The organism is Yersinia similis (assembly GCF_001053095.1).
Classification (GTDB): domain Bacteria; phylum Pseudomonadota; class Gammaproteobacteria; order Enterobacterales; family Enterobacteriaceae; genus Yersinia; species Yersinia similis.
Window position 1 is genome coordinate 14,559 of the sequence record NZ_CGBP01000023.1, and the last position, 15,472, is coordinate 30,030.

Below are 15,472 nucleotides of genomic sequence, written 5' to 3' on the forward strand. Positions count from 1 at the left end.
TGATACTGATATGCCAATAATAAAGTTCTACCACACCCTAAAGCGTTCCCCTTCCACCAGCATAGGTCTGTTTATTCTATCATTGCTGGTTATCATTGCGGTTTTTGCTCCGTGGCTTGCACCACAGGATCCTAACTGGCAAAACGCGGCAGACCGGTTGTTACCGCCGGGTGATTCAGGCCACTTGCTGGGCACGGATAGCTATGGCCGCGATATGCTGTCGCGCTTGATTTACGGTACCCGGCCAACCTTGGGATTGGTGCTGCTGGTCACCGTGATAACATTGCCTCTGGGGTTGTTGGTCGGGGTGCTCTCCGGCTATTACGGCGGCTGGCTCGAACGCATTCTGATGCGAATCACTGATGTGGTGATGTCGATGCCACGGTTGATTCTAGCCTTTGCTTTTGTTGCCATGCTCGGCCCAGGTTTACTGAACGGCGCATTAGCGCTGGCACTGACAACCTGGCCTGCGTATGCCCGTCAGGCCAGAGCCGAAATTCAGTTATTACGTAAAAGTGATTATTTAGCCGCGGCTGAAATGATGGGTATCCGAGGGCTACGGCTCCTGTGGGGCCACATTTTGCCCATATGCTTACCGTCTGCCGTTGTGCGTTTGGCACTGGATCTGGCGGGCATTATATTAGCAGCCGCAGGTTTAGGTTTTCTGGGGCTGGGCGCCCGCCCACCGATGTCTGAATGGGGTTCAATGGTCGCCGATGGTATGCAGGTTATTTTTGACCAATGGTGGATTGCGGCCATTCCAGGTTGTGCGATCCTACTCAGCAGCATGGCCTTTAACCTGTTAGGCGATGGCCTACGCGATATTCTGGACCCTCACCATGATTGATTCTATTTTTACCGTCGATAACCTGTGCGTCGATTTTCAGCAACTGCGGGTGGTGGATAACATTTCGTTTCACCTCGGTCACGAACGTGTTGCTCTTGTAGGCGAATCCGGCTCCGGTAAATCGATCACTGCCAGGGCGCTGATGGGCTTAGTCAGACACCCCGGTAAAGTCAGTGCCAAAAAGCTGAGTTATTACTCTGATAACACGGATGATCAGGGCCATCCCGGTCAGGTCATTGAACACGATTTACTGCGTCTAAACACCAGGCAATGGAGCGCATTACGGGGCAGTGAAATTGCGATGGTGTTACAAGACCCCCGCTATGCATTAAATCCGGTACAAACTGTTGGCAAGCAGATTGAAGAGTCTCTGTTGCTGCATAACACCCTTTCAGGCGCTGATGCACATGAACGGGTATTAAATGCACTGGCCTCGGTTGGGTTAAATGCCAGCGCCTACCACAGCTACCCCGGCCAGCTTTCTGGTGGTATGGGGCAACGTGCGATGCTGGCAATCGCTTTGGTGAATAATCCCAGAGTATTAATTGCCGATGAACCGACATCCGCGTTAGATGCCAAATTACGCAACCAGATCCTTGAATTAATTGTTGAGCAAACCGAACAACGAAAAATGAGCCTGTTGCTGATAAGCCATGACCTGCCATTAGTCGCCGAACATTGTCACCGCGTGTTAGTGATGTATCAGGGGAAGCTGGTTGATCAAGGTCTGGCCGCTGATCTGCCCCATTCAACCCACCCTTATACTCACACGCTATGGGCTTGCCGCCCGAATGCCCACACCTATGGCACGGATCTGCCGGTATTGGATCGCAGCGTAGATTTCTCCGGAGGCTCCCGTGGCACTGATTGAAGTAAACAATTTGCAGGTCAGCTTTGCCCAAAAGAACCAGGTCAAAACAGCGGTTGAATCGGTCAGTTTTACGGTTGAAGCCAATGAAACATTCAGTCTGATCGGGGCATCTGGCTGTGGAAAATCCACCGTATTGCGGACATTGGCCGGGTTACAGCGCGAGTGGCAGGGGGAAATTACCTTGCTGGGCCAGCGGTTACAACCGGGCCAACGTTTCACCGGCCAACTACGTAAAGATGTACAGATGGTGTTTCAAGATCCGTATGCCTCGCTGCACCCTCAGCATAATATTCAACGAACCTTGGGTGAGCCGTTAAAGATCCACGGCGAGAAAAATATCTCTCAGCGCATTGATCAGGCACTAGAGCAGGTGGGTTTGCCTGCTTCTGCCGCCTTACGTTACCCCCATCAGTTCTCCGGAGGCCAGCGTCAGCGTATCGCTATTGCCCGCGCTCTGCTGCTGCGGCCTAAATTGCTGTTGCTAGATGAACCCACCTCAGCGTTAGATATGTCCGTTCAGGCCGAAATTCTTAACCTGCTTAATCATTTAAAATGCGAACACGGCATGACCTATTTGCTGGTTAGCCACGACAGCGATGTGGTGGCGCATATGTCTGAGCGCGCAGTTTTGATGGAGCATGGCCGTATTGTAAGGGAATTCTCGCGGGAAGATTTAGCGTCGGCAGAGCATTCGATGGGGTAAGTTTGGGTGATTCGGGTAAGTGACATTACGAGGTCAGTAAAAAGAACCAATCGAATATCAGGCGAACCCTATCAACACCATACCTTTTCGTGAACACAATACCTTTCCATAAACACAAGACCTTTTCGTAACTACAATCCCTCTCCATAGAAATCACAATTCTGTGACGCACTGAACAGGGAATAACCCTAACGCCAATTTCCTTGTTCTAGGTCAACAATATTGGCTATCAGTTGACTGTCACTCAGCCAGATACCCATATATAGTGTCTGTAATATTTTAAGTATCTATATATAGTAATTATCCACAAAAGCATCCACATCCCCCCCGCAGCCCTGATGTGCTGCGGGTTGCCTTGTGGATAACCCTATGCGGCGGTATACAGGAGTGACATTGTGAAAACAGTAGTGATTAAACGGGACGGCTGCCAGGTACCTTTTGATGAAGTTCGTATCAAAGAGGCCGTTGAGCGCGCAGCATTAGCTGTTGGCGTGGTCGATGCCGATTATTGTGCAACCGTTGCCCGAGTGGTCGCTCAAACGATGGAAAACCAGCCGAAGGTTGATATCCGTGAAATTCAAAACGCGGTAGAAAACCAACTGATGGCCGGTCAATACAAACAGTTAGCCCGGGCTTACATCGAATATCGTCATGATCGTGATATCTCACGGGAACTGCGTGGCCGCCTGAATCAGGAAATTCAGGGGTTAGTGAAGCAAAGCAACAAAGCACTGCTGAACGAAAATGCCAACAAAGACAGCAAAGTGATCCCTACCCAGCGCGATCTGTTAGCCGGTATTGTTGCCAAACACTACGCTAAACAGCATCTTTTGCCCCGCGATGTGGTGCTGGCCCATGAGCGTGGTGAAATTCACTATCACGATCTGGATTACGCGCCGTTCTTCCCGATGTTCAACTGTATGTTGATTGATTTGGAAGGCATGTTAACCCAAGGTTTTAAAATGGGTAATGCGGAAATAGAGCCGCCAAAATCCATTTCTACCGCGACCGCTGTAACCGCACAAATTATCGCGCAGGTTGCCAGCCATATCTATGGTGGCACCACCATTAACCGTATTGATGAGGTTTTGGCCCCCTTTGTCACGGAAAGCTTTAATAAACATAAGGCTGTTGCCGAAGAGTGGCAAATCCCTGATGTTGCAGGTTATGCCATGTCGCGTACCGAAAAAGAGTGTTACGACGCCTTCCAGTCACTGGAGTATGAGGTCAATACACTGCATACCGCAAATGGCCAAACGCCCTTCGTCACCTTCGGTTTCGGCTTGGGCACCAGTTGGCAATCACGCATGATCCAGCAGGCTATTTTGCGTAATCGTATTGCAGGTTTGGGTAAAAATCGTAAAACGGCGGTATTCCCAAAACTGGTATTTGCTATCCGCGATGGCCTGAACCACAAATTTGGCGATGCTAATTACGATATCAAACAGTTGGCGCTGGAGTGCGCAACCAAGCGCATGTATCCAGATATTCTTAATTATGATCAAGTGGTTAAAGTCACTGGCTCCTTTAAAACGCCAATGGGCTGCCGTAGCTTCCTCGGTGTGTATGAAGAGGAGGGTCAACAAATCCACGATGGCCGTAATAATTTGGGGGTGATCAGCCTTAATCTGCCGCGTATCGCGTTGGAAGCAAAAGGGGATGAAAACCAATTTTGGCAGTTGCTGGATGAGCGCCTGCTTATCGCGAAAAAAGCGCTGATGACCCGAATTGCCCGTTTGGAAGGGATCAAAGCGCGAGTCGCTCCTATTCTGTATATGGAAGGGGCTTGCGGCGTACGCTTACAAGCGGATGATAATATTGCCGAAATCTTTAAAAATGGCCGCGCGTCGATCTCGCTGGGCTATATCGGGATACATGAAACCGTTAATGCCTTGTTCGGCCATCAGACCCATCTCTTTGATGACCAGAAGCTGCGCGAAAAAGCCATCGCCATTGTGACTCATTTGAAACAGGCTACCGATGATTGGAAAGATGAAACCGGTTATGCCTTTAGCCTGTACAGCACCCCAAGTGAAAACTTGTGTGACCGCTTCTGCCGCCTTGATACCGCTGAATTTGGCGTGGTTGAAGGGGTAACGGATAAAGGCTATTACACCAACAGCTTCCATTTGGATGTTGAGAAAAAAGTGAATCCATACGACAAATTGGATTTCGAAGCCCCTTATCCGCCTCTGGCTAACGGTGGCTTCATCTGTTACGGCGAATACCCTAACTTGCAGCACAACCTCCGGGCGCTGGAAGACGTCTGGGATTACAGCTACAGCCGGGTTCCTTATTACGGCACCAACACGCCAATTGATGAGTGCTATGAGTGCGGCTTCACCGGTGAATTCTCTTGTACCAGCAAAGGCTTTACCTGCCCGAAATGCGGCAACCATGAGCCATCGAAAGTGTCGGTCACCCGCCGGGTATGTGGTTATCTGGGTAGCCCAGATGCACGGCCATTTAATGCAGGTAAACAAGAAGAAGTGAAACGCCGGGTGAAACATCTGGCTAACGGGCAGTTGGGCTGAAACGCCAAGCAGAATATGACCCAAAACAGTATTACCCAAAACAGTATTACCCAAAATAATTGGCGTTGTAGGTAGGCGACAACCTCAGGCCTCGTAAATGCGAGGCCTGCTGATGGGCTGAGTAACGAAGCTAACCAACACGGCTACAAATACGAAAGGGCATTTACTATAAATTACCATCAATACTACCCGGTCGATGTGATTAATGGCCCCGGCACCCGCTGTACGTTGTTCGTTTCAGGCTGCGTGCACCAATGTGTCGGCTGTTATAACAAAAGTACCTGGCGACTCAATTCAGGCAAGCCGTTTACCCGCGAGATGGAAGATAAAATCATCGCCGACCTGAACGACACGCGTATCCGGCGGCAAGGGCTGTCCCTTTCCGGCGGCGATCCGTTGCATCCACAAAATTTGTCCACCATTCTTCAACTGGTACAACGGGTTCACCGCGAATGCGATGGGAAAGATATCTGGCTATGGACCGGCTATACCTTGGCTGAGCTGACTGCCGAACAACAGCAAGTGGTTGATTTGATCAACGTACTGATCGACGGAAAATTCGTACAAGACCTGAAAGATCCTTCACTTATCTGGCGCGGCAGCAGCAATCAGGTTATTTACTATATTCGGTAAATAAATCCGATTCGGCAAATAAATCAGCTTAGTTTAATAGATAAACCCACGACGTTAGCTAAGCCCCTGCGCCTCCTGATAAGAAACACGGGGGGAGCAAAAATATTCATCATTCCGCCATCCTAGCTTAACCCCACTGTCATCAAAAACAGCCAGCATTACGGTGAGAAAACTTACCGGTTATCAACATGACAATTCGCCACCTGCCCGCCTGCTTTTTCTTTTCATGTCGTTGTCTTGGACAAAAAGCGGCAGCCCGTGGTGATGATGCTGAGAGGGTATCTTTGCCATGAACTTATCTAGACCACCGACCAGCTATCCCACCCGCTATCAACATATTGCGGCCCAGTTAGAGCAGGAGTTGCGCGGCCATTACCGCTGTGGCGATTATCTGCCCTCCGAACAACAGCTCGCCGACCGCTATCAGGTTAACCGCCATACCCTGCGCCGGGCAGTGGATGAATTGGTCGAGCGCGGCTGGCTACAACGCCGTCAGGGCATCGGCATTCTGGTGCTCATGCGCCCTTATGACTACCCGCTCCATGCCAATGCGCGTTTCAGCCAAAACCTACTCGATCAAGGCAGTGACCCCACCAGTGAGCGCTTACTTGCCGTTTTACGCCCTGCAGTCGAGCATGTTGCAAAAGCACTCTCGCTGGTAGAGGGGGAATCGGTCGTTCATTTGCGCACCCTGAGGCGGGTTAATGGTGTGCCGGTCTGCATTATCGATCACTACCTGCCCGATCTCAGTTGGTGGCCAGTTCTACAACAGTTTCACTCGGGTTCACTGCATCAGTTCATCACACAACATTTACAGCAGCCTCTGAAACGTAGCCAAACGCGCATCAGCGCCCGGCGTGCTCAAGCAAAAGAGAGCGCCTTGCTGGAGATTGCCACCCATGCGCCGCTCCTGTGCGTGCGAACGCTAAATACCCGTGTTGATAACCAACAGGTGGCGGAATATTCCATCAGCCTGACTCGCGCCGACATGATTGAACTGACCATGGAGCACTGAATGGAAAGCACGCTGATGACCCGGCAAAACTGGATGTCGATCTTGGCCCATAGCCAGCCCACAGAACTTCTCACCCACTGGCAGCCCTTAAATCTATCACCGGAGTATCAGGTGATCCGGGCACCTGAGATTGGTCTTAATCAATTGCAGGCGCGGATGGGCGCCGCCGGCCGCCGTTTTATTCTCGGTGATATGACGGTCACCCGTGCGGTTATCAAACTCAATGACTGCGCCGATATCTATGGCTACAGCTACATCGCCGGACGTAACAAGCCCCATGCCGAACTCTGTGCGTTATTGGATGCCTTGCTGCAATATTCAACGCTGAAAGGCAGGCCCGCTGGACTGAATGAATTGTTATTGAAAACCGTGATTAACCCACTCGCCGCAATACAGCAGAAACGACGCCAACTGCGCGCCCAGAATATCGCCGCCAGTAAGGTCGATTTCTTCACATTGGTTCGGGGAGAAGATTGATGAGTTTACTGACGCATTTTGACCAGCCAGTGGTTGAGGCCCAGTATGCTTTTCGTCGCATACTGAAAGCACTGAGTGAACCGGGGGTGCAAGTGACACTACCGCATTCTACTGGTTGGCAACCGTTAAATCCTGCAACCACCAGCATCCTGCTAACCCTGGCCGATCAGGAGACACCACTCTATCTGGACAGCCAAATAGCGAGCGAGGGGGTACAGCAAAACCTACGCTTTCATACTGGTGTGCCACTGACAGCTGATATCGCAACCGCCTGCTTTGCGGTCTTGGGCAATGGGCTTACTGAGATGCAATTAGCCACCTGCCCACCGGGCGATGAGCTCTCACCAGAGCAGTCTGTCACGGTCATTATTCAGGTGGACAGCCTGAACCAGGGTACACCTTTGCGATTACACGGCCCCGGTATTGAACAGAACCGCATTGTTTCACCGCAACTGCCCCAGCCTCTGATGAACTATCTATTAACGAACCGCCTGCTCATGAACCACCCGCTTAATCGGCCTGCCGTGTTCCCCGCAGGCCTTGATTTCCTGTTGACCTGTGGTGAGCACCTGATGGCTCTCCCACGGACCACTCATGTGGAGGTGTGCTGATGTATGTTGCCGTGAAAGGAGGCGAAAAAGCCATTGCCGCTGCCCATCAATTACTGGAAAACCAGCGGCGGGGCGATACTCAGATCCCGGCCATCGATTGTGAGCAAATTGAGCAGCAGTTAGGTTTAGCCGTTGATCGGGTGATGACCGAGGGCGGTATCTATGATCGCGAATTGGCGGCGCTGGCCATTAAGCAGGCCAGTGGTGACCTGGTCGAAGCCATCTTCCTGTTGCGGGCTTACCGTACCACCTTACCCCGTCTGGCGGTCAGTCTGCCGCTGGCAACCGACAATATGCGCCTGGAACGGCGTATTTCGGCCATTTATAAGGATCTGCCCGGTGGGCAAGTGCTCGGCCCCACCTATGATTACACCCACCGGCTGCTGGATTTTACCCTGTTGGCCTCTGGCGAAGCGCCCCTTGCCCCCCGTGGCGAAGAAGCCTTGCCAGAGCCTTGCGCTCACGTATTTGATTTACTGACCCAAGAGCAGTTAGCACTGCCGGAGCAAGATGACGGCACTCCGCCAGATGATATCACCCGGAACCCGCCAGTTTATCCCTGTAATCGCTCGGCACGGCTACAACAATTGGTCAGAGGTGATGAAGGCTTTCTGCTGGCGCTGGGTTACTCCACCCAGCGGGGTTATGGCCGCACTCACCCGTTCGCCGCCGAGATCCGCACCGGTTACCTGACCATTGCCATTCAGCCAGAAGAACTGGGCTTTGCGATCGATATTGGTGAGATCCTGTTGACCGAATGCGAGATGGTCAATGGTTTTGTCGATCCGGTCTCAGAACCGCCCCATTTTACCCGGGGCTATGGCTTAGTTTTTGGCCGTGGTGAACGCAAAGCCATGTCGATAGCGCTGATGGATCGCGCCCTGCAAAGCCGTGAGTATCAGGAAGACGTTTCCAGCCCGGCGCAGGATGAGGAGTTCGTGTTATCCCATGCCGATAACGTTGAGGCCGCTGGTTTTGTCTCTCATCTGAAACTGCCCCATTACGTCGATTTCCAGGCGGAACTGGCACTGCTCAAACGCCTACGCAGTGAACATCTGGCCGCGTCATCCACCCTTTTCTCACCGCAATTATCGTCTTCTTCACTACCATCATCTTCACAACCACCATCCTCTCAACGACAGGAGCCACACCATGACTGAGGTTCTCACTGGCTACAACCTGGGTTATTTGGATGAGCAAACCAAGCGTACATTGCGCCGTGCCATACTGAAAGCCGTCGCAATCCCAGGCTATCAAGTGCCATTTGGTGGGCGTGAGATGCCAATGCCTTACGGCTGGGGGACTGGCGGCATTCAGTTGACGGCGTGTCTGATTGGCCACACCGACGTGTTGAAAGTCATTGATCAGGGCGCAGATGACACCACCAATGCCGTCTCGATCCGCCGCTTTTTCCAGCGGGTCAGCGGGGTGGCAACCACGGAAAAAACCACTGAAGCCACATTAATCCAGACCCGCCATCGCATACCGGAAACCCCGCTGACAGAAGATCAGATCCTGATTTATCAGGTACCGATCCCAGAACCGCTGCGATTTATTGAGCCACGTGAAACCGAGACTCGAAAAATGCATGCACTGGAGGAGTACGGTGTGATGCAGGTAAAGCTGTACGAAGATATCGCCCGTTACGGCCATATCGCCACCACCTATGCCTACCCGGTCAAAGTGAATGATCGCTATGTCATGGACCCTTCACCGATCCCAAAATTTGATAATCCCAAAATGCATATGATGCCCGCTCTGCAATTGTTCGGTGCGGGTCGCGAGAAACGTCTTTATGCCCTGCCCCCGTTTACCAAGGTGGAGAGCCTCGATTTTGACGACCATCCGTTTAGCGTACAGCAGTGGGATGAACCCTGCGCACTGTGTGGCTCGCGCCACAGTTATCTTGATGAAGTGGTGATGGATGACCAAGGTAGCCGCATGTTTGTTTGCTCGGATACTGATTTTTGCCAGCAGCAACTGGCTCAAGCCAGCGCACAAGAAGCCACATCCCCAACCGAGGTACCTGTCTGATGATGTCAGCCCAATCTACCCCTCAGCCGCTGTTGTCGGTGGAGAATCTCACTCATTTATATGCGCCGGGCAAAGGATTCAGTGATGTCTCTTTTCAGCTCTATCCCGGTGAGGTCTTAGGGATTGTCGGCGAATCCGGCTCGGGTAAAACCACCTTGCTGAAAGCTATTTCGGCCCGTTTAGCCCCACAGCAAGGGCAGATTATTTACCGCACGGGTACACAGCAACCGGTTGATTTATACGAAATGGCCGAAAGTCAGCGCCGCCGTTTGTTGCGTACCGAATGGGGTGTGGTACATCAGCACCCACTGGACGGCTTGCGCCCACAAGTCTCCGCGGGCGGCAACATCGGCGAACGTTTAATGGCTACCGGCCAGCGCCATTACGGCGAGATCCGCCAGCTTGCAGGCCGCTGGCTGGAAGATGTCGAGATCCCGTTATCCCGGTTGGATGACCTCCCCACCACTTTCTCCGGCGGGATGCAGCAGCGCCTGCAAATCGCCCGTAATTTGGTGACTCATCCGAAACTGGTTTTTATGGATGAACCTACGGGCGGCTTGGATGTATCAGTGCAGGCACGTTTACTGGATTTACTGCGCAATTTGGTGGTGGAAATGCAGCTAGCCGTGGTGATTGTCACTCATGACTTGGGGGTAGTCCGCTTATTAGCTAACCGTCTATTGGTGATGAAAGAGGGCCAGGTTATCGAAAGCGGCCTTACTGACCGGGTACTGGACGATCCCCATCACCCCTACACCCAACTCCTGGTCTCATCGGTACTGCAAAACTAAACCACTCACCGTGTGCGAAACAAAACATAAACCGAGGTCCACCATGAACCCCCTACAACTCCGGGTTGAAAATATCAGCAAAACCTTCGTGCTCCACCACCAGCACGGTATTCGTCTGCCGGTACTGCATCAAATATCACTGGAGGTGAACAGCGGTGAATGTGTCGTGCTACACGGCCATTCCGGGAGTGGAAAATCCACACTGCTACGCTCCCTCTATGCCAACTATCTGCCTGACAGCGGCCATATTTGGATCAAACATCAAGGAGAATGGATCGATATCGTGGCCGCCGAAGCCCGACAAATTATGGCCGTGCGTCACCATACCGTCGGTTGGGTCAGTCAGTTCTTGCGGGTGATCCCACGGATTAGTGCATTAAATGTGGTGATGCAGCCCCTATTAGAACTGGACGTTGATCGGCACACCTGCCAACAACGGGCGCAGGACCTGCTAACCCGTCTCAATGTCCCGCCACGCTTGTGGGACCTGGCCCCTTCAACGTTTTCTGGTGGCGAACAGCAACGGGTTAATATCGCCCGCGGTTTTATTGTGGATTACCCTATCTTGCTGTTGGATGAACCGACCGCATCACTGGACAGCGCTAACAGCGCAGCCGTGGTCAGCCTGATTGATGAAGCCAAACAGCGCGGTACCGCGATTGTCGGGATTTTCCACGATGAGAGTGTGCGTAACCATGTCAGTGATCGTTTACTTACCATGACGCCCGTCCCTTCAGAGATCCACAGGGAGATCCCGGTATGATCCTCAATAACGTCAACCTGATTCTTGAAGAAAGCGTCGTCAGTGGATCGTTGGAAATCGTAGACGGTGTCATCCGCAGTTACAGTGATCGCCCGACACAGTTACCCGCCGCAATAGATGGCGAGAATGGCTGGCTACTGCCAGGGCTGATTGAACTGCATACCGATAATCTGGACAAATTTTTCACCCCGCGTCCCAATGTCGATTGGCCCGCCCATTCAGCGATGAGCAGCCACGATGCGCTGATGGTAGCCTGCGGTATCACCACGGTATTAGATGCGGTTGCCGTTGGTGATGTGCGCGACGGGGGTCACCGGCTGGATAATCTGCAAAAGATGATTAATGCCGTGGTAGATAGCCAGCGGGCTGGCCTGAACCGGGCCGAGCACCGCATTCATTTACGCTGTGAACTACCCCATGAAAGTACTCTGCCACTGTTCGAAGCCCTGATGGCGCAACCTGAGCTATCGTTGGTGTCATTGATGGATCATTCACCAGGACAGCGCCAGTTCGCTTCACGAGAGAAGTACCGTGAATATTATCAGGGTAAATATCATCTTAGCGATCCGCAGATGGCGGCGTTTGAAGAAGAGCAGATCGCGCTCTCCGCGCGTTGGGCAGGGCCTAACCGCTCGGCGATTGCCGCCCAATGTCGCGAGCGAGGCATTGCGCTAGCCAGCCACGATGATGCGACAGCCACTCATGTGGCGGAATCACAAGCACTGGGTAGTGTGATTGCCGAATTCCCAACCACAGAGGTGGCTGCCACCGCCTCTCATCAACTCGGTTTACAGGTGTTGATGGGCGCACCGAATATTGTCCGTGGTGGCTCTCACTCCGGTAATGTTGCCGCTCATCACCTGGCTTCTCTGGGGGTGCTGGATATTTTGTCTTCTGATTATTACCCCGCCAGCCTGATGGATGCAGCGTTCCGTATCGCACACAACGAAAGCAACCGCTTCAGCTTGCCGCAAGCGGTCAATTTGGTGACCCGTAATCCGGCCAGAGCTTTGGGGCTAAATGACCGGGGGGTGATTGCCGAAGGTAAACGGGCTGACTTGATTCTGGCCCGCTCACATGGCGAGAACGTTTATGTGCAAAACGTCTGGCGTCAGGGAATACGGGTGTTCTGATGGCGCGCTTAATCTATCTGATGGGGCCTTCTGGCGCGGGTAAGGATTGCCTGTTATCTGCGCTGCGAAACGCCACACCGCAAAATAGGGTGGTGGCACATCGCTATATTACTCGCCCGGCAGATGCGGGGGCAGAGAACCATGTGGCGCTGAGTAAACAGGAATTTATCCAGCGGGCAGAACAGGGCTTATTTGCCCTGCACTGGCAGGCACATCAGCACTGCTATGCCATTGGGATTGAAATCAACCTCTGGCTGCAACACGGGTTGGACGTGTTAGTCAATGGCTCCAGAGCGTATTTACCTGAAGCTCAACGCCGCTATTGCCACCAACTGTTACCCCTCTGTCTCACCGTCTCCCCAGCGATTCTGGCACAACGGTTGCGGCAACGGGGGCGGGAAAACAGTGAACAGATTGATGCCCGCTTGCAACGGGCGCAACACTATCAGCAGCAACTTCCTCCTCACTGTTTGCAACTGTGTAATGACGGTGAGTTACAACACACCCTGAGCCAACTACAGCAATTACTGACCCTTGATACGCCGTTATCTGACCCCGTTGAGGATAAGCCATGCAATTGACGCTGTTAGGCACCGGATGCGCCCAGCAAGTGCCGGTATTTGGCTGTGACTGTGTGATCTGTACGCAAGCCAGAGTGGACCCCGCACGGCGGCGTAAACCTTGCAGTGCGATGTTGTATTATCAGGGAGAAACCACGTTGATTGACGCAGGTTTGCCGACACTGGATCAGCAGTTTAGGGCGGGTGAAATTCAGCGTTTTTTGCTAACACATTATCACATGGATCATGTGCAGGGGTTATTTCCGTTACGTTGGGGGTGTGGAAATAAGATCCCAGTCTATGGCCCCCCCGATCTGGACGGTTGCGACGACCTATTCAAGCACCCCGGTATTTTGGATTTCAGGCCGCCACTGACCGCTTTCCAACCGTTGCAATGCGGTGAGTTGCGGGTCACCCCCGTGCCGTTGGTCCATTCCAAAATAACTTTCGGCTATTTACTGCAAAGCCCCAACCGGACTATCGCTTATTTAACCGATACTGTTGGGCTATCTGCCGATAGCGCACTGTTTCTGGCCAGTAAGTCTATTGACCTACTGGTGTTGGATTGCAGCCATGCGCCACAGTCACCACCGCCACGCAATCATAACGATGTGACCATGGCATTAGCCATCAGGGATTTATTGATGCCAGAGGAGACGCTACTGACACACGCCAGCCACCAGTTGGATAGGTGGCTCCTCAACAACTCGCTACCCACCGGGGTCAGCGTTGCCTATGATAATCAAACGGTTACGCTGGTATAACTTAGTGCGAATAAGGGGCGCGGACGCACAGCCCCCCCCTGCGGCGTCAAGGACGCAAGGTTGGTTGCATTTGGGCAGATGACAACACCGTAACGCCCTCCTGCGGCGGAGCAAACGCCTGATCCAACATCGCTTGTGCTACATCTTTGGCGTTAATCAAGCGCCATTTAGCCGGTAACAAGGCAAATAGAGGGGCGCTGAGGTTCTCCAACAACCGTGGCGTCGCCCGTTGACCGGCCAACATCGAAGGGCGAGCGAAGGTCAATTGCGGCCAGCCTTGAGCCTGCAAATCCCGTTCCGCTTCCCCTTTAGTGCGGTTATAAAACAGCCACGAATCGGGATTGGCCCCTAATGCGCTCACCAAGAGGAAATGCCGCGCGCCCAGACGCCGGCCGGTTTCACCGCTTAGCAATACCAGCCGATAATCCACCTGACGAAATGCCGCCTGACTGCCCGCCTGCTTGCGGGTGGTCCCCAGAGCGCAAAAGACCAAGTCCACGGGCTCATGCAGCGTTTTCAGCAACTGACCGATATTTTCGCCGTGTGGATTAATCAATTTATTCATAGCAGGCAAGGGGTTACGGGTTGGTGCAATGATCGATGTCACTCGGGCATCCAAACGCAACAGGCGCAATAATTCGCCGCCTACCAGGCCACTCGCCCCCAGTAATAATACCTTCGCCATCTGACCTCCCGATAAAGACCCTAACGCCACCTAGAAAACGGGGCAATCATTGAAACCTATTGCTTCAAAAAATACATACCATAGGCGCTATGGTATAGCACCTGGAAACAATGATTTTTCATGTTTTTGCCCTTAAAAGTGGGTTGCTGATAACAATCATTGTCTTAACCCAATCATTGCCTTAACCCAATCATTGCCTCAACCCAATATTGCCTCAACACATTTGATTGCCTAATCGTTAAACGTCAAAGCAAAACGAAAAAACATAACATGTATTTTTGCTCCACCCAGCGTCAAATGCCTAAAACACCCAATGATCACCCTATGCTGCGGTCACTCGTCCACAAGAAAAAGCCAATCAATGAAATTATAATCATACTAATAATTATATAAATAAACATACCCGTAGGTAACTCAGCGTAACGAGTTATACAGAAAAAGAGGAAAGGCAGATTAAGGAACATGACAAGAACACCCGCCACGCGTGCAGGCCATGCGCCGTAGAAATAAGTACGCTGCGGTAATGCATGATCACTCTTTATACTTTTCTCGTTAACCCAATTCGACATTGCAATAATGAAAGCGTCGCGGAACGCATGAAATATGACAAGATTATCGCCACGCGCCCGAATAAACATTGTCAGGCGACCGGCACGCTTGAGTTTGAGCAAGCCCGCAAAGTTATATGTTGAAATAGTGTCAAAAGGAATTTCTGCATGTTTGTCAAAAACCAAGGCGTTCTTCTTTATTGTCATCATATTTCTTTTACCCCTGAACAGGGTGATAAATAAGAGGAATGGCAAAGCAAAACAAGCAATTGCTATTATTACAGCAGATTCCCAAAAAGCGTGGTTAGAGTACTTATCATATTCCATATAGACAAACATAAAAATAAAGGGAAGTAAAACTGAGGTTAATGCTAACCACTGCCCCACTCTCGTCCCAATTATCACAGAAAATTTCTCGTTATTATTCATACGGTATAGATCACTCTGGTTGTAGATAATAGGTTGCATAGTCAATAAAATCAGTTGCTTATAATAATATGTTC

17 protein-coding genes are annotated in these 15,472 nt (G+C 51.7%); 15 read left to right on the top strand and 2 right to left on the bottom strand.

Annotated elements, in window-relative coordinates; translation table 11 throughout:
• The first annotated feature begins 10 nt into the window (after nucleotides 1–10).
• The 15 genes from AC971_RS15620 to phnP all read left to right on the top strand — a co-directional run bounded on the left by AC971_RS15620 (nucleotide 11) and on the right by phnP (nucleotide 13,736).
• Nucleotides 11–847, top strand: a complete 837-nt coding sequence (locus AC971_RS15620) for an ABC transporter permease (protein WP_025382448.1) — start codon at nucleotides 11–13, stop codon at nucleotides 845–847.
• A complete protein-coding gene (locus AC971_RS15625) occupies nucleotides 840–1,718 on the top strand; it encodes an ABC transporter ATP-binding protein (RefSeq protein WP_025382447.1) in 879 nt (292 codons plus the stop codon). The genes AC971_RS15620 and AC971_RS15625 overlap by 8 nt, the downstream gene beginning before the upstream one ends.
• On the top strand, nucleotides 1,705–2,421 hold the full coding sequence (locus AC971_RS15630; RefSeq protein ID WP_025382446.1) for an ABC transporter ATP-binding protein: 717 nt from the start codon (nucleotides 1,705–1,707) through the stop codon (nucleotides 2,419–2,421). Before AC971_RS15625 ends, AC971_RS15630 begins: the two co-directional genes overlap by 14 nt.
• A 395-nt stretch (nucleotides 2,422–2,816) precedes the next feature.
• Nucleotides 2,817–4,955, top strand: a complete 2,139-nt coding sequence (gene nrdD / locus AC971_RS15635; protein WP_025382445.1) for an anaerobic ribonucleoside-triphosphate reductase — start codon at nucleotides 2,817–2,819, stop codon at nucleotides 4,953–4,955.
• A gap of 168 nt (nucleotides 4,956–5,123) precedes the next feature.
• Nucleotides 5,124–5,588: an anaerobic ribonucleoside-triphosphate reductase-activating protein gene (nrdG, locus tag AC971_RS15640; protein ID WP_025382444.1), complete on the top strand. Its 465-nt coding sequence runs from the start codon at nucleotides 5,124–5,126 to the stop codon at nucleotides 5,586–5,588.
• Between the two features lie 289 nt (nucleotides 5,589–5,877).
• Nucleotides 5,878–6,603: a phosphonate metabolism transcriptional regulator PhnF gene (phnF, locus tag AC971_RS15645; RefSeq protein ID WP_025382443.1), complete on the top strand. Its 726-nt coding sequence runs from the start codon at nucleotides 5,878–5,880 to the stop codon at nucleotides 6,601–6,603.
• Complete coding sequence (gene phnG, locus AC971_RS15650) at nucleotides 6,604–7,080, top strand: phosphonate C-P lyase system protein PhnG (RefSeq protein WP_025382442.1); 477 nt, start codon at nucleotides 6,604–6,606, stop codon at nucleotides 7,078–7,080.
• A complete protein-coding gene (gene phnH / locus AC971_RS15655; RefSeq protein ID WP_025382441.1) occupies nucleotides 7,080–7,691 on the top strand; it encodes a phosphonate C-P lyase system protein PhnH in 612 nt (203 codons plus the stop codon). Before phnG ends, phnH begins: the two co-directional genes overlap by 1 nt.
• Nucleotides 7,691–8,851, top strand: a complete 1,161-nt coding sequence (locus tag AC971_RS15660; RefSeq protein ID WP_025382440.1) for a carbon-phosphorus lyase complex subunit — start codon at nucleotides 7,691–7,693, stop codon at nucleotides 8,849–8,851. The genes phnH and AC971_RS15660 overlap by 1 nt, the downstream gene beginning before the upstream one ends.
• Nucleotides 8,844–9,725, top strand: a complete 882-nt coding sequence (locus AC971_RS15665) for an alpha-D-ribose 1-methylphosphonate 5-phosphate C-P-lyase PhnJ (RefSeq protein WP_025382439.1) — start codon at nucleotides 8,844–8,846, stop codon at nucleotides 9,723–9,725. The genes AC971_RS15660 and AC971_RS15665 overlap by 8 nt, the downstream gene beginning before the upstream one ends.
• The gene (phnK, locus tag AC971_RS15670; protein ID WP_025382438.1) at nucleotides 9,725–10,516 is read left to right on the top strand and encodes a phosphonate C-P lyase system protein PhnK; all 792 of its coding nucleotides are present in this window, start codon (nucleotides 9,725–9,727) and stop codon (nucleotides 10,514–10,516) included. Before AC971_RS15665 ends, phnK begins: the two co-directional genes overlap by 1 nt.
• 43 nt (nucleotides 10,517–10,559) lie before the next feature.
• Nucleotides 10,560–11,279, top strand: a complete 720-nt coding sequence (gene phnL, locus AC971_RS15675) for a phosphonate C-P lyase system protein PhnL (RefSeq protein WP_025382437.1) — start codon at nucleotides 10,560–10,562, stop codon at nucleotides 11,277–11,279.
• Nucleotides 11,276–12,412, top strand: a complete 1,137-nt coding sequence (gene phnM / locus AC971_RS15680; RefSeq protein WP_025382436.1) for an alpha-D-ribose 1-methylphosphonate 5-triphosphate diphosphatase — start codon at nucleotides 11,276–11,278, stop codon at nucleotides 12,410–12,412. The genes phnL and phnM overlap by 4 nt, the downstream gene beginning before the upstream one ends.
• A complete protein-coding gene (gene phnN / locus AC971_RS15685) occupies nucleotides 12,412–12,993 on the top strand; it encodes a ribose 1,5-bisphosphokinase (protein WP_025382435.1) in 582 nt (193 codons plus the stop codon). The genes phnM and phnN overlap by 1 nt, the downstream gene beginning before the upstream one ends.
• A complete protein-coding gene (gene phnP / locus AC971_RS15690; RefSeq protein ID WP_025382434.1) occupies nucleotides 12,984–13,736 on the top strand; it encodes a phosphonate metabolism protein PhnP in 753 nt (250 codons plus the stop codon). Before phnN ends, phnP begins: the two co-directional genes overlap by 10 nt.
• 46 nt (nucleotides 13,737–13,782) lie before the next feature.
• Here the strand turns inward: phnP and AC971_RS15695 are convergent, their stop codons facing one another.
• The gene (locus AC971_RS15695) at nucleotides 13,783–14,421 is read right to left on the bottom strand and encodes a Rossmann-fold NAD(P)-binding domain-containing protein (protein WP_012105736.1); all 639 of its coding nucleotides are present in this window, start codon (nucleotides 14,419–14,421) and stop codon (nucleotides 13,783–13,785) included.
• A 317-nt stretch (nucleotides 14,422–14,738) separates the two neighbouring features.
• Nucleotides 14,739–15,398, bottom strand: a complete 660-nt coding sequence (locus AC971_RS15700) for a hypothetical protein (RefSeq protein ID WP_144236067.1) — start codon at nucleotides 15,396–15,398, stop codon at nucleotides 14,739–14,741.
• Nucleotides 15,399–15,472: the final 74 nt, after the last annotated feature.